Source organism: Pseudomonas sp. S06B 330, assembly GCF_002845275.2.
In the GTDB taxonomy this organism is placed as follows: domain Bacteria; phylum Pseudomonadota; class Gammaproteobacteria; order Pseudomonadales; family Pseudomonadaceae; genus Aquipseudomonas.
Map to the genome: position 1 here is coordinate 5,410,450 of NZ_CP088149.1, position 13,865 is coordinate 5,424,314.

13 protein-coding genes and 1 pseudogene are annotated in these 13,865 nt (G+C 59.1%); 3 read left to right on the forward strand and 11 right to left on the reverse strand.

The genetic code is table 11. From position 1 onward, the window contains the following. Positions 1-27: 27 nt before the first annotated feature. The 3 genes from hutU to hutC all read right to left on the reverse strand — a co-directional run bounded on the left by hutU (position 28) and on the right by hutC (position 3,244). Positions 28-1,707 (reverse strand): urocanate hydratase, encoded by a 1,680-nt coding sequence (gene hutU, locus CX511_RS24365; protein ID WP_045181862.1) that lies wholly within the window; start codon positions 1,705-1,707, stop codon positions 28-30. Positions 1,708-2,006: 299 nt separating this feature from the next. Continuing rightward, positions 2,007-2,579 carry a HutD/Ves family protein gene (locus CX511_RS24370; protein ID WP_101293767.1) on the reverse strand — a complete coding sequence of 191 codons (573 nt, stop codon included), beginning with the start codon at positions 2,577-2,579 and terminating at the stop codon, positions 2,007-2,009. Further along, positions 2,576-3,244, reverse strand: coding sequence for a histidine utilization transcriptional repressor HutC (gene hutC, locus CX511_RS24375; protein WP_231353500.1), 669 nt, complete (start codon positions 3,242-3,244; stop codon positions 2,576-2,578). Before hutC ends, CX511_RS24370 begins: the two co-directional genes overlap by 4 nt. Before the next feature lie 184 nt (positions 3,245-3,428). Here hutC and CX511_RS24380 point away from each other — a divergent pair, with 184 nt between their 5' ends. After that, on the forward strand, positions 3,429-4,793 hold the full coding sequence (locus tag CX511_RS24380; RefSeq protein WP_045181852.1) for a formimidoylglutamate deiminase: 1,365 nt from the start codon (positions 3,429-3,431) through the stop codon (positions 4,791-4,793). 111 nt (positions 4,794-4,904) lie between these two features. Here the strand turns inward: CX511_RS24380 and CX511_RS24385 are convergent, their stop codons facing one another. The 5 genes from CX511_RS24385 to CX511_RS24405 all read right to left on the reverse strand — a co-directional run bounded on the left by CX511_RS24385 (position 4,905) and on the right by CX511_RS24405 (position 7,398). Then, positions 4,905-5,210 (reverse strand): hypothetical protein, encoded by a 306-nt coding sequence (locus CX511_RS24385; RefSeq protein ID WP_045181850.1) that lies wholly within the window; start codon positions 5,208-5,210, stop codon positions 4,905-4,907. Then, positions 5,207-5,920, reverse strand: a complete 714-nt coding sequence (locus CX511_RS24390) for a DUF4225 domain-containing protein (protein WP_045181848.1) — start codon at positions 5,918-5,920, stop codon at positions 5,207-5,209. The genes CX511_RS24385 and CX511_RS24390 overlap by 4 nt, the downstream gene beginning before the upstream one ends. After that, positions 5,917-6,402 carry an Hcp family type VI secretion system effector gene (locus CX511_RS24395; RefSeq protein WP_045181845.1) on the reverse strand — a complete coding sequence of 162 codons (486 nt, stop codon included), beginning with the start codon at positions 6,400-6,402 and terminating at the stop codon, positions 5,917-5,919. Before CX511_RS24395 ends, CX511_RS24390 begins: the two co-directional genes overlap by 4 nt. Before the next feature lie 175 nt (positions 6,403-6,577). Then, complete coding sequence (locus CX511_RS24400) at positions 6,578-7,147, reverse strand: lipocalin family protein (protein ID WP_045181842.1); 570 nt, start codon at positions 7,145-7,147, stop codon at positions 6,578-6,580. Then, positions 7,144-7,398 (reverse strand): lipoprotein, encoded by a 255-nt coding sequence (locus CX511_RS24405; protein ID WP_045181840.1) that lies wholly within the window; start codon positions 7,396-7,398, stop codon positions 7,144-7,146. Before CX511_RS24405 ends, CX511_RS24400 begins: the two co-directional genes overlap by 4 nt. A gap of 236 nt (positions 7,399-7,634) precedes the next feature. On the opposite strand from CX511_RS24405, the pseudogene CX511_RS25765 reads away from it, so the two are divergent. Then, positions 7,635-8,672: pseudogene (locus CX511_RS25765) on the forward strand (HAMP domain-containing protein); the annotation flags it as partial. A gap of 54 nt (positions 8,673-8,726) precedes the next feature. Next, complete coding sequence (locus CX511_RS25770; protein WP_409077872.1) at positions 8,727-9,527, forward strand: methyl-accepting chemotaxis protein; 801 nt, start codon at positions 8,727-8,729, stop codon at positions 9,525-9,527. A gap of 90 nt (positions 9,528-9,617) precedes the next feature. Here the strand turns inward: CX511_RS25770 and CX511_RS24415 are convergent, their stop codons facing one another. The 3 genes from CX511_RS24415 to CX511_RS24425 form a co-directional block, all read right to left on the reverse strand. Next, on the reverse strand, positions 9,618-10,214 hold the full coding sequence (locus tag CX511_RS24415) for a DUF924 family protein (RefSeq protein WP_045181835.1): 597 nt from the start codon (positions 10,212-10,214) through the stop codon (positions 9,618-9,620). Between the two features lie 4 nt (positions 10,215-10,218). Continuing rightward, complete coding sequence (locus tag CX511_RS24420) at positions 10,219-11,229, reverse strand: class 1 fructose-bisphosphatase (protein ID WP_045181833.1); 1,011 nt, start codon at positions 11,227-11,229, stop codon at positions 10,219-10,221. Positions 11,230-11,371: 142 nt separating this feature from the next. Then, positions 11,372-13,822, reverse strand: a complete 2,451-nt coding sequence (locus CX511_RS24425; protein ID WP_101293765.1) for a glycogen/starch/alpha-glucan phosphorylase — start codon at positions 13,820-13,822, stop codon at positions 11,372-11,374. Between the last annotated feature and the right edge of the window lie 43 nt (positions 13,823-13,865).

Consider the following 13,865-nt stretch of genomic DNA (forward strand, 5'->3'; position numbering starts at 1 on the left):
ATATCAGTATCAACCAATTGGCGAAGATCAGCCTGTGATCATCGGCAGGTTCAAGCCTTGTTCCTTGGCGCAGTCGATGGCGATCTGGTAACCGGCATCGGCGTGACGCATGACACCGGTGGCCGGGTCGTTGTGCAGAACACGCGCGATACGCTCGGCCGCTTCATCGGTACCGTCGCAGACGATCACCATGCCCGAGTGCTGGGAGAAGCCCATGCCGACGCCGCCACCGTGGTGCAGCGAGACCCAGGTCGCGCCACTGGCGGTGTTGAGCAGGGCGTTGAGCAGCGGCCAGTCAGAGACGGCGTCGGAGCCATCCTGCATGGATTCGGTTTCGCGGTTCGGGCTGGAAACCGAGCCCGAGTCCAGGTGGTCGCGACCGATAACGATCGGCGCCGACAGCTCACCACTACGGACCATTTCGTTGAACGCCAGGCCCAACTTGGCACGCAGACCCAGGCCTACCCAGCAGATGCGTGCTGGCAGGCCCTGGAAGCTGATGCGCTCGCGGGCCATGTCCAGCCAGTTGTGCAGGTGCGCGTCGTCGGGGATCAGCTCTTTGACCTTGGCGTCAGTCTTGTAGATGTCTTCGGCATTGCCCGACAGCGCCGCCCAGCGGAATGGACCGATACCGCGGCAGAACAGCGGACGGATGTAGGCCGGTACGAAGCCCGGGAAATCGAAGGCATTGCTGACGCCTTCTTCCTTGGCCATCTGACGGATGTTGTTGCCGTAATCGAAGGTCGGGATACCTTGCTTCTGGAAATCGAGCATGGCCTGTACGTGCACGGCCATCGATTGCTTGGCGGCCTTGACCACGGCTGCGGGGTCGGTCTGGGCGCGGTCGCGGTACTGTTCCCAGGTCCAGCCGGCCGGTAGGTAACCGTTGAGCGGATCGTGGGCGCTGGTCTGGTCGGTAACCATGTCCGGGCGCACGCCACGCTTGACCAGTTCAGGCAGGATTTCGGCAGCGTTGCCCAGCAGGGCAATGGAGATGGCCTTGCCTTCGGCGGTGTACTTGGCGATGCGCGCCAGGGCGTCGTCCAGGTCTTTGGCCTGTTCGTCGACATAGCGGCTGCTCAGGCGGAAGTCGATGCGGCTCTGCTGGCATTCGATGTTCAGCGAGCAGGCACCGGCCAGGGTCGCGGCCAGTGGCTGGGCGCCGCCCATGCCGCCCAGGCCTGCGGTCAGCACCCACTTGCCCTGGAGGCTGCCGTTGTAGTGCTGGCGGCCGGCCTCGACGAAGGTCTCGTAGGTGCCCTGGACGATGCCCTGGCTGCCGATGTAGATCCAGCTGCCGGCGGTCATCTGGCCGTACATGGCCAGGCCCTTGGCATCCAGTTCGTTGAAGTGTTCCCAGTTGGCCCAGTGCGGCACCAGGTTGGAGTTGGCGATCAGCACGCGCGGGGCGTTGCTGTGAGTCTTGAATACGCCGACTGGCTTGCCCGACTGCACCAGCAGGGTTTCGTCTTCGTTCAGGTTGGTCAGGCTCTCGACGATCTTGTCGTAGCACTCCCAGTTTCGCGCTGCACGGCCGATACCGCCATAAACCACCAGTTCCTTGGGGTTCTCTGCCACTTCCGGATCGAGGTTGTTCATCAGCATGCGCAGCGGTGCTTCAGTCAGCCAGCTTTTGGCGGTGAGCTTGTTGCCGCGGGCTGCGCGGATTTCGACGTCACGGAATTTTTTGAAATTGTTGTCAGTCACGGAAATGGCTCCTAAGCGATCAGTCCAAACCAACCCAGGCATTGGGTGTGTCATGGCACTCATACAAACACATATTTACTTGTATGTACAAGCATAGGCAATTGAAATGCCAATTTCTGCAATCGCCCCGTCAAGCAGCCCGAGCACAGGCGCTAGAGCCCCGTAATCCTTGAGCTTGGCTAGAAATATTTTTTACGAGAGGTGTTTCCAGAGAGAAGCAGCCGACCAGTGGCGTTGCACCACTTCGGGTCAATCGGTAACAGCCTCGCCCCATACACGTGGCCGAGACTGTTACGGTTTCAACGCGGGGACAATTCGATCAGGCAGCAGTGACCTTGTAGGTTGAGGGTCTGCAGGCTGTCGTTACCCTCAAGGTGCAGGCAGTCGTAGCGGCCAAGCCTGTGCTCACCCTGCCCCGCCACAGTGACCTCCACCAGAGAAGAGACGGCGAACAGTAATAGGGTCGAGGACGAGCTGAACACCCGCTGGGTGCCGTCGAGCCATTGCAGGCGAGCCTGGTAACGCTCGGGGGAATAGATCAGGTTGAAGTCCCTGATCGAGGTACCGAGCAAGGTACAACTGACCTGGCTCTCTCCCCTGAAGGCAAAGGCATCGAACGGCAACAAGGGCCGCGTGGGCTGACCATCGACCTGCAGGCGCATGCCCTCGCCTTCGAGCACGGTGATGATCCGCTGGTAGCCGGTGAAACTGGAGAAGCCGCCCGACTCATTGATGTCGGCAATCGACAGGCGCCAACCGAAGCCATCAAGGCCGGCGCCGCCGGCGCGAGTGATCTCTTCGGTACTGCCGCCGCCGTTTTTCCACGGCATGCGGGGGTAGTCTTTGGCGCGTAAAACCTGCAACTGGCTCATTTGCTGAAGCGTCCTTCCAGACGGTGACGGGAACCGGGATGAATCAGACGAGCGGCAGTCACTGGCTGACGACCCGACCAGGTGCGGCGGCGGATCAACAGGCACGGCTCGCTCTGTTCGATTTGTAACAGGCGGCATTCTTCCGGCTCAGCGAGGATCGCCTCGACCACATGCTCGCCTTCGGTCAGCGGCGCCACCTGGGACAAATAGGCGTAGGGCGTCTGCCGGGTGAAGTCCTGCTTTAGGTAATCCGGGGCGATCTGTGCATTGACGAAGCGGTCTTCGATTTGCACGGCAATGCCATTCTCGTAATGGACGATCAGCGAATGGAACACCCGCTGCCCTTCACGCATGTCCAGGGCCAAGGCGCGCTCAGAGCCGGCCGCTTCTTCGGCGAGGGTGATCACCTTGCAACTGTGCTGATGACCGCGGGCGGCGATCTCATCGGCGATGTTGTTGACCTCAAACAGCGCCGACCGGGTCTTGGGTTCGGCAACGAAAGTGCCGACGCCTTGCATGCGCACCAACAGCCCTTCGGCAGTCAGCTCACGCAAAGCGCGGTTGATGGTCATGCGACTGAAGCCCAGTTGGCTAACCAGCTCGCTTTCCGACGGCACTCGATAGTGCGGCGGCCAGCTGCCATTCTGGATCTGCTGGGCAATCATTTGCTTGACCCGGGCATACAGCGGCGCCGGCCCCTCGCCCAACTGGGCAACCAGCGCGGAGACAGGAGGTGTCGGCACGGAATATGTCCTTTTCGGTTGGTATAAACGGTAGCTTGCCGGAGTTTACCCAGCAGGCAAACGTCTGTATATGTATATACAAATAATCACAATGAGGTGTGGGTCGATGTCCGTCTTCTTTGCCGAGCGCGCTTTGCTGCCTACGGGCTGGGCCGAAAACGTCCGAATCGAGGTCGGTGCCGATGGCCTACTAACCAGTGTGCAAGCTGACGGCTCGACTGAAGGCGCCGAGCGCGTGGCCGGCCCACTGCTGCCAGGCATGCCCAACCTGCATTCACACGCATTCCAGCGGGCCATGGCCGGTCTGGCCGAAGTGGCCGGCAACCCCAATGACAGCTTCTGGACCTGGCGCGAGCTGATGTACCGCCTGGTCGGTAAGATCAGCCCCGAGCAATTACAGGTTATCGCTCGCCAGCTGTACATCGAAATGCTCAAGGCCGGCTACACCTCGGTTGCCGAATTCCACTATGTGCACCATGACACCCAGGGCCAGGCTTACGCCGATCCGGCCGAGCTGTCTTTGCGCATCAGCCAGGCGGCCAGCGCCAGTGGCATTGGCCTGACCTTGCTGCCCGTGCTCTACAGCCACTCAGGTTTTGGTGGGCAAACGCCGAACGAAGGCCAGCGCCGCTTTATCAACAGCACCGAACGGTACCTGAGCCTGCAATCACGCCTGGCACCGCTGTTGGCCAAGCAACCGGCGCAAGCCCTGGGCCTGTGCTTCCACTCCCTGCGTGCGGTCACCCCGGAGCAGATTGCCGAGGTCCTGGCCGTCAGCGACAAGGCTTGTCCGGTGCATATTCATATTGCCGAGCAACAGAAGGAAGTCGACGACTGCCTGGCCTGGAGCGGTCGCCGCCCTTTGCAATGGCTGTATGAAAACACTGAAGTCGATCCGCGCTGGTGCCTGATCCATGCCACCCACGCAGAAGCTGACGAAGTGGCCTTGATGGCCCGCAGCGGCGCCGTCGCAGGCCTGTGCCTGACGACCGAAGCCAACCTCGGCGACGGCATCTTTCCGGCCGTGGATTACCTGGCCCAGGGCGGGCGCCTGGGGATTGGCTCCGACAGCCATGTGTCGCTGAGCGTGGTCGAGGAACTGCGCTGGCTGGAATATGGCCAGCGTCTGCGGGACCAGCGGCGCAACCGCCTCCATCGCGGTAACCAGCCGATGGTTGGACGGACCTTGTATGACGCGGCGTTAAGCGGCGGCGCGCAGGCGCTGGGGCAGCCGATTGGCGAGCTGGCGGTAGGCAAGCGGGCGGATTGGCTGGTGCTCGATGGCAACGATCCGTATCTGGCGACCGCCAGTGAAGATGGCATTCTCAATCGCTGGCTGTTTGCCGGAGGGGATCGTCAGGTGCGGGATGTGATGGTCAACGGCCGGTGGGTGGTGCGCCAGGGGCGGCATGCCCAGGAAGAGGAAAGTGCGCAGGAATTTTCCAGGGTGCTGCGGGCGTTGCTGGGCTGAAAAAAAATGCCTTGTTCTGCTTATAGAGCAAGGCATCTTGAGCAAAAGAAAAGATGTTGATCGCGTCATCCGGCCAAGTCGGTGAAGAGAAAAAACCGACTGTCCAGATATTCAACTATTGGAGGCAGGCGGTGAAGGCTCCGTCTTGAACGGCATGAAGGCTGATTGAACAAATGCACTGATTAATGCAAAAAACATAATCATCGGATGTTTCATAGTCAGAGTGCTGATATCACCAAAAAATAGTAAATCCTCATACAGCGCAACACCCATGTGAATGAAACCGAAAAAACCATTAAACAGAATGCAGAACAATGCTGTAGGGATATTTAAATCAGGGCCTGTGAAGCGAGCCTTCAGAAGGTATCCTGCCCACCCTCCCATAAAAGTCGCAACCACATACAACCAGAGGATCACTGTCGTAACTCTTTTTGTATTTGGTAAACATTTTGACCATTTGCATGCACTTCCATGAGCAGCGGTATCGCCCCAGCAGCCTTGTAAGATTTTACATAGTCAGTCGGCAGATAGTGGAACAACCGCCAAGCGCCTGGTTTTATAACCAGCCGCAACAGACTAAAAGCAGACAGCCCTATGTCAGCAGAAGCATAAGCTATATCCCCATGAGATGTAGTCCCCCCTAGCGCTTGAGATACACTCTGATAACCCTTCCTGACAGGCCCCTCTACATCAGAACGCCTCTCTAGAATATTCCGACCACTCTCATAAACATTGTTAGCACCATGCGCCATCAACGGTATACCCGCCACCACGCAAAGCGTTCCCACTGAGGCGTAGCAAATACCAGCTCCAGTGGCTACCTGAGCTCCCCCGGCAGCTACACCTATGCCTTTCATAGCGATGTCGGCTGTTTTTTGAAACAACCGTCGCATTGTCAAATTGAGTTCCGAGAGCCCCTGCTCAGGTGTCTTTTCACCCAGAGCAACGTCGTCCACTACTCGCTTGGCATAATAGGCAAACTCCCGATTAAACTGCATTCGCAATCTACCATCGCGCAGAAGCTGCGCACTTGAGGTACATGCCTGTTTCGTCAAGCGCACGGCAGCGTCGCTCACCTCCCAATAAGCATTACTGTCCAGAGGAAAAGGTGAGGGACGACTGCTCATTCGTCTTCACCCCAGAAACAGGAGCCACTGGTACCCGCGAGGTGGTGGGTCCAGATAATACTGCGATAGCGAATGGAGAGTTGCTCTTGAGTTTCGGCCTCACTGTGCAGAACCGCATGGGGCATATCGAGCATCAGATCGGCGACCTGCGCGTCGCCCAGCTTAATGGTGTAGTACTTCTCTTGAGTGCCATATGAAGAGGTACGATAGAAACTGATAGTGCAATCAATTACCTCCCGATTGGTCAGAGCCTGCGCCAAGAGCGGTGATGACTTGTCGATATTCTTGGTGATGACGATGGGACCGTGTGTGGCGCGCTTGATATTGCCAACATTTGTCATGCCGTGATTCAGCGCCAGCACCATGATCTCGTCCGTATGCCCCGCTTGGCATTTGTTGCCAATAGACTCCTGACTTGAGCACCCGGCGGAGATAAGCCCTTGCGTCTTACCTGTGATGGTTATGTAGCCGTGACTCGCCATATGCGTTACTCCCTGTTGTCAGAGAGCGCAGCTTAATTTTTGGGTGCTAGAGGGTATGTAGGATGCTTCCGTAAATTGTTACAGGCGTATGTTACATCTGCAATCGCAGGGCAAGCCCGCACCTACCGGCTACCTATCTGCACCGGTGGGATCGGACTTGCCCCGCGAAAAGACCTCACTGCTTATTCACAGCCATATCCTTATCCGCCACCCGCCAGATCAAACGGTTGGTGTCGTAGCCTTGCTGACGCGCCTTGGCCAGCAGGCTTTCACGCTGCCAAGCCGGAACACTCGGCGTACGCGAGAGAATCCACAGGTATTTACGGTCCGGGTTGCCGACCAGTGCGGTCTGGTAGTCAGCACTGACATACAGAACCCAGTAATCACCCTTGATTGCACCCGGCAGTAGTTTCGAGAACCAGTTGTCGAACTCCACCCAGAGCTTGTCGGTCTTGCCCGGGACTTGCGGCGTAGCGCTGCCGCTGGCTTCCTGCCATTCACCTTCAAGGGTCATGCACCGGTTGAGTACACCAACCGAGCCATCGGGCCTGAGGTTGTAATGGGCCTCGGACTGGGCGCAATCGCGCTGGAAGAACATCGGCAGGCGTGCCAACTCAAACCATTTGCCCTGGTAACGCTTGAGGTCGACGTTGTCGACCGTCTTCGGCGGTATCGGGCCCGTCCCCGAGTTGGCGCAGCCGCCTAGAACCAGGGCGGCGCACAAAGCCAGCAGCAGCGATTTCATTTGAGTCCCTGCCCGGAGTACATCAGCACCTTGTCAGCCGCATATTGCACACTGATGAAGGTTTTCTCATCACCCCAGGTACAGCTGGACATGCCCAGAGCGCCGGAGCACTCCTTCGGTGCGCCGAGCAGCTTTTCAACCTCGGCCTTGGCCATGCCGGCCTTGAGTTGTGAGTAGTTTTCCTGGTTGATCTTGTTGCACGCAGTCAGAAACACGCACAAAGACAGCAGGGCGAGGGAACGCAACGACATGAAAGGTCACTCCTGGACATGAGGGTGCAGGCGCAGTGGCCTACCGACAGCTTAGAAGGGCAAAAGTCCTTCTGGTTCCCGAGCCTTTGCGCTTTCCTGACGTCAATTGCCTGCCTTTGGTCGTATAGATCACTTCGGCGGTTAATCTTTTGCTCGCACTGGACGACACAGGGATGCGCTGCGACCGATTGCCGCGCCCTCCTCCGTTGACCCGCCTTGTGCAGACAGACCTCGCAATGACAAAAAACCTGAAATTCAGCCACAAGATTTTGCTCGCCGCCGCTCTGGTGGTCGCTGTTGCCTTCACCTGCTTTGTCCTGTTCAACGATTATCGCCAGCGTCAGACCCTACGCAGCAATACCGAAGCCTCCATGCAGGAGCTCGGCAGTTTGACCAGCAGCAACATCCAGACCTGGCTGCAAAGCCGCATCCAGATTCTGCAATCGCTGTCCCAACAAGTGGCCATCGATGGCGCCAGCAAGGACAGCCTGACCCGCAGCCTCAATCTGCCGGTGTACAGCAGCAACTTTCTTCTGACCTATTTCGGCGGCCAGGATGGCTACATGCAGTCGGTGCCGCTGGGCAGCCGACCTGCCGACTACGATCCGCGCGTGCGCGGCTGGTACAAAGCCGCTAGCGCCGCAGGCCAGACCATCGTCACCGAACCGTACATTTCGGCCTCGGCGAACAAGCTGGTGATTACCCTGGCGACACCTGTGCAGCATCAGGGCCGACTGATCGGCGTAAACGGTGCCGACACCGACCTGGACAGCATCAGTGCAATCATCAACGCCCTGAACTTCGACGGTCACGGCCAGGCTTTCATCGTTAACGGCGACGGCAAGATTCTGGTGCACCCTGATGCCAAGCTGGTGCTGAAAAGCCTCGACCAAGCCTACCCCCAGAACACCCCGCAGATCGGCGCGGGCCTGCATGAAGCCGAGCAAGATGGGCACAAACAGTTCATCAGTTTCACCAAGGTCAATGGCGTGCCATCGGCTGACTGGTATGTGGCCCTGGTCCTCGACCAGGACTTCGCCTTTGCCATGCTGAGCGAGCTGCGCACCACGGCGATAGTCGCCACGGTGATCGCGGTGCTGATCATCATCGCCCTGCTCGGCCTGCTGATCCGCGTGCTGATGGAGCCGCTGCACGTGATGGGACGGGCGATGCACGACATTGCCGAAGGCGAAGGCGACCTCACCCGACGCCTGCGCATTCATGGTCAGGACGAATTCGGCAGCCTCGGCCAATCGTTCAACCGCTTTGTCGAACGCATTCATGAGTCGATTCGCGAAGTGTCCTCGGCCACCGGCCAGGTCAACGAAGTGGCGTTGCGGGTAATCAGCGCCTCGAACGCTTCGATTCACAACGCCGACCAGCAGTCGAGCCGTACCAGCAGTGTTGCCGCAGCGATTAACCAGCTAGGTGCCGCCGCCCAAGAGATCGCCCAGAACGCCGCCCTCGCCTCTCAGCACTCCAGCGATGCGCGCAGCCTGGCCTCCGAAGGCCAGCACGTGGTTGAGCAGACCATTGAGGTGATGAACCAGCTGTCCGCGAAGATCAGCGACTCATGCGACAACATCGAAACACTCAACGCCAATACGGTGAACATCGGCCAGATCCTCGAAGTAATCAGTGGCATTTCTCAGCAGACCAATCTGCTGGCGCTCAACGCCGCCATCGAGGCGGCGCGTGCCGGTGAAGCGGGACGTGGTTTTGCCGTGGTCGCCGATGAAGTGCGCAACCTCGCCCATCGCACCCAGGACTCGGCGCAACAGGTACAGCGCATCATCGAAGATCTGCAGGCGGGTGCGCGCGTCGCGGTCAGCACCATGACCGAAAGCCAGAGTCACAGTGAACACAGTGTGGGCATCGCCAACCAGGCCGGTGCGCGCTTGGGCAGTGTGACTCAACGCATCGGCGAGATTGATGGCATGAACCAGTCGGTAGCTACCGCTACAGAAGAACAGACGGCCGTGGTCGAGTCGATCAATGTCGACATTACCGAGATTAATACGCTGAATCAGGAAGGCGTGGAGAACCTGCAGGCGACCTTGCGTGCCTGCAACGACCTGGAGAATCAGGCCAGTCGCTTGAAGCAGTTGGTGGGTAGTTTCAGGATTTGATCCTGTCTTGAAGGCCTCATCGCCGGCAAGACCGGCTCCCACAGAATCACCGATATTGTGGGAGCCGGCCTTGCCGGCGATGAATTCACCTCAGAACCTTGAGCCCGGCTCCAACAAGAAATCCATCTCCTCATCGGTACTTGGCCGATTCAGAATCAGGTTGCGGTGCGGGAAGCGGCCAAACCGGGCAATCACCCGCTGGTGCTGCTCAGCGTAATCGAGGAAACCCTCGAACAAACGCCGGTCACTGTCTGGCTGGGCATCGAGCAACAAGCGATAACGCTCAGTGCTGACGTTCTGCCAGTCGAGCACTTCGGCATGCTCAAGCACCAGCAGGATGAACACCCGCTGGATTGGCAACAACTGATAGTCCCAGGCCTTGTCCAGCCCCTGCATCACCAGCACTTGCGCACGCCGGTCGCCATCGAAGGCGCGCGGCGTGTCGCGGTGGATCATGCGCGGCAGCTGGTCAAGCAACAAGACCAGCCCAAGCCAGCCTTGAGGGCTTTGCAGCCACTCATCCAGACCACCCGCCAGGGCCTGCTCGACCAGATCGCCGAAGCGCTCTTGCGCCTCGACGTCGTGGTGCTTGCCAAACCACAGCGTGCTCTTCTCGTCAGCGACGTCCTGGGGACTGGTGCCCCATCCGAACCACCACTCCAGTAACGGCTGCCAAGGTGCGAGCATGGACTTACTCCTGGTGATAACCGGTAACGCGCTCGACTTCCTGCTTGGAGCCAAGGAACACTGCCACACGCTGGTGCAGGCTCTCTGGCTGGATGTCGAGGATGCGCTGACGACCGTCGGTGGAAGCACCGCCGGCCTGTTCGATGATGAAAGACATCGGGTTGGCTTCGTACATCAGACGCAGCTTGCCCGGCTTGGACGGCTCACGCGCGTCACGCGGGTACATGAACAGGCCGCCACGGGTCAGGATGCGGTGCACATCGGCAACCATCGAGGCAATCCAGCGCATGTTGTAGTTCTTGTTCAGCGGACCAGTTTCACCGGCCAGCAACTCGCCCACATAGCGGGTCACCGGCTCTTCCCAGTGACGCTGGTTGGACATGTTGATGGCGAATTCAGCGGTGGTTTCCGGCACCTGGATGTTCTCGTGGGTCAGCACGAAGCTGCCCAGTTCGCGGTCCAGGGTGAAACCTTTGACACCGTTGCCCAGGGTCAGGATCAGCATGGTCTGTGGGCCGTAGATCGCGTAGCCGGCGGCAACCTGCTTAGTGCCTGGCTGCAGGAAGGCCTGCTCGTTCAGGCTTTCGTTCTGGCTCAGGTACTCATTAGGGCAACGCAGTACCGAGAAGATGGTGCCGACCGAAACGTTGACGTCGATGTTCGACGAGCCGTCCAGTGGGTCGAATACCAGCAGGTAGGCGCCTTTCGGGTATTTACCCGGGATCTGGTAGGCATTGTCCATTTCTTCGGACGCCATGCCCGCCAGGTGACCGCCCCACTCGTTGGCTTCGAGCAGAATGTCGTTGGAGATCACGTCCAGTTTCTTCTGGACTTCGCCCTGCACGTTTTCAGTGCCCATGCTGCCCAGGACGCCGCCCAGCGCGCCCTTGGAAACGTTGTGGCTAATCTCCTTGCACGCACGCGCCACCACTTCGATCAGGAAGCGCAGATCGGCAGGGGTACTGTTGCTGCGGGTCTGCTCAATCAAATAGCGACTCAGGGTAACGCGGGACATGTAAGGCTCCGAAGGAAGGGGGTAGTAAAAACCCCCGCAGTTTACAGGGAGAGTGCAGCGCTAGCGAGCTATCCGACGCGCTTGCCCGATCAGACGGCACTTTGGCCCGAGAGTTCACCGCTCCCGGGCCGCCATGTTGAGCTTAGTCAAGCGCCTTCCAGATTTGCCTGGCGTACTCGCCAATGGTCCGATCCGAGGAGAACCAGCCCATCCGCGCGGTGTTCAGCACTGCGATACGCCACCACTGCTTGGGATCGTGCCAGAGTTCCTCAACACGGCGCTGGGCATCCCAATAGGCGTCGAAGTCAGCACACACCAGGAAACGGTCATGGGCCACCAATGAATCCACAAGGCCAACATAGCGTGACGGATCGTCTGGAGAGAACACCCCGCCACGAATAGCCTGGAGCACGTCATTGAGCCGACTCGACGCCGCGATGGCGGCATTGGCACCAAAGTCGCCACTGCGTTTACGCGCCTCCACCTGCTGCGCCGTCAGGCCAAAGATGAACATGTTCTCTGTACCGACTTGCTCGCTCATCTCCACGTTGGCGCCATCGAGGGTACCGATGGTCAACGCGCCATTGAGGCCAAACTTCATGTTGCTGGTGCCTGACGCCTCGTACCCGGCGGTAGAGATCTGTTCGGAGAGGTCCGCCGCTGGAATGATGCTTTCCGCCAGACTGACGTTGTAATTGGGCAGGAACACCACCTTGAGCAAGCCGCGCACAGTCGGGTCGTTATTCACCACCCGGGCAATGTCGTTGCTCAGCTTGATGATCAGCTTGGCCTGGTGATAGCTGGCTGCCGCTTTGCCGGCGAAGATTTTCACCCGCGGCGCCCAAAGAGTGCCGGGCTCGGAGCGGATCGCTTGGTACAAGGCCACGGTATGCAGCAAATTCAGCAGCTGGCGCTTGTACTCGTGAATACGCTTGACCTGCACATCGAACATCGCTTCGGGGTTGACCGTAATGCCTACTCGCTCTTGGATCAGACTGGCCAGAGCCCGCTTGCTGTGCAATCGCTGCTCGGCAAACTGCTTGCGGAACGCTGCCTTGTCGGCAAAGGGATCAAGGTCGCGCAGGCGCCCTTGCGGGTTGTCCAGCACGTCCTCACCCAGGGCCTCGACCAACATGCCGGTCAGCTGCGGGTTCGCCTGATACAACCAGCGACGGAAGGTGATGCCGTTGGTCTTGTTGTTGATCCGCTCGGGATAGAGCTTATGCAGCTCGGCAAACACGGTACTGCGCATCAGCTTGGTGTGCAGTGCCGACACGCCATTGATGCTGTGCGAGCCCAGAAACGCCAGATTGCCCATACGGACACGCCGGCCGTTGTCTTCCTCGATCAGCGACACCGCACGCAGCACATCGAAATCATGAATGCCTTTGGCCCGCAGGGCGTCGATGTGAAAGGCATTGATCAAGTAGATGATCTGCATGTGCCGCGGCAGCATGCGCTCCATCAGGCCGACCGGCCACGTTTCCAGGGCCTCGGGCAGCAAGGTGTGGTTGGTATAAGCCAAGGTGTTGACGGTCAGGTGCCAAGCGGTATCCCAAGGCACTTCGTGCTGATCGACGAGCAGGCGCATCAGCTCGGCCACGGCAATCGATGGGTGGGTATCGTTAAGCTGGATCGCTGCCGACTCATGCAGGTTGAGCAAACTGTCATGTATGTTCAGGTGGCGGCGGAGCAAATCCTGCAACGAGGCGCAGACAAAAAAGTACTCTTGGCGCAGGCGCAGCTCCTGACCGGCCTCGGTGCTGTCAGCCGGGTACAGCACCCGCGAGATACTCTCGGCGCGCGCCACTTCGGCCACGGCGCCCAAGTGGTCGCCCGCATTGAAGCGCTCCAAGTGTAGCTCTTCCAGTGCCCGTGCTCGCCACAGGCGCAGGGTGTTGACGCTGGCACCGCGCCAGCCAACCACCGGCGTGTCATAGGCTACCGCACGCACGGTCTCGGCCGGCCACCACACCTGACGCTGCTGGCCATTGGCATCCTGCACTGTTTCAACGCTGCCACCAAAACTGATCGGGTAAATCACCTCGGCCCGCTCGAACTCCCAAGGGTTGCCGAAATCCAGCCAATGCTCAGTCTGCTCTTGCTGCCAGCCATCGACCACGGCCTGGCGGAACAGGCCATGCTCGTAACGAATACCGTATCCATGGGCAGCTATGCCCAGGGTCGACATACTCTCCATAAAACACGCTGCCAGACGGCCCAGGCCACCATTGCCCAAGGCCGCATCCGGCTCCAGCAGACGAATGCGTTCAAGGTCGACATCAAGGCCACTGAGTGCCTCGCGGGCGATATCGAGCAAGCCTAGGTTGCTCAAGCTGTCGTAGAGCAAACGGCCAATGAGGAATTCCAGAGACAGGTAATACACCCGTTTCTGACTGCTGCGGTAAATCTGCCGGGTATGGTCCATCCAATGATCGACCATGTGATCACGGGCAGCCAGGGCGATGGCTTCGAACCAGTCATGATCGAAAGCGTGTTCCGGGTCCTTGCCGACGGCGTAGGTCAACTTATCCAGTACAGCGGTGCGAAAAGCGGCCACCTCTGCGTCACGAGCGAGTGGTTCCTGAGACATGCGACGTCCTCGATCAGATTGACGAATGCGGATGGAGATTTCT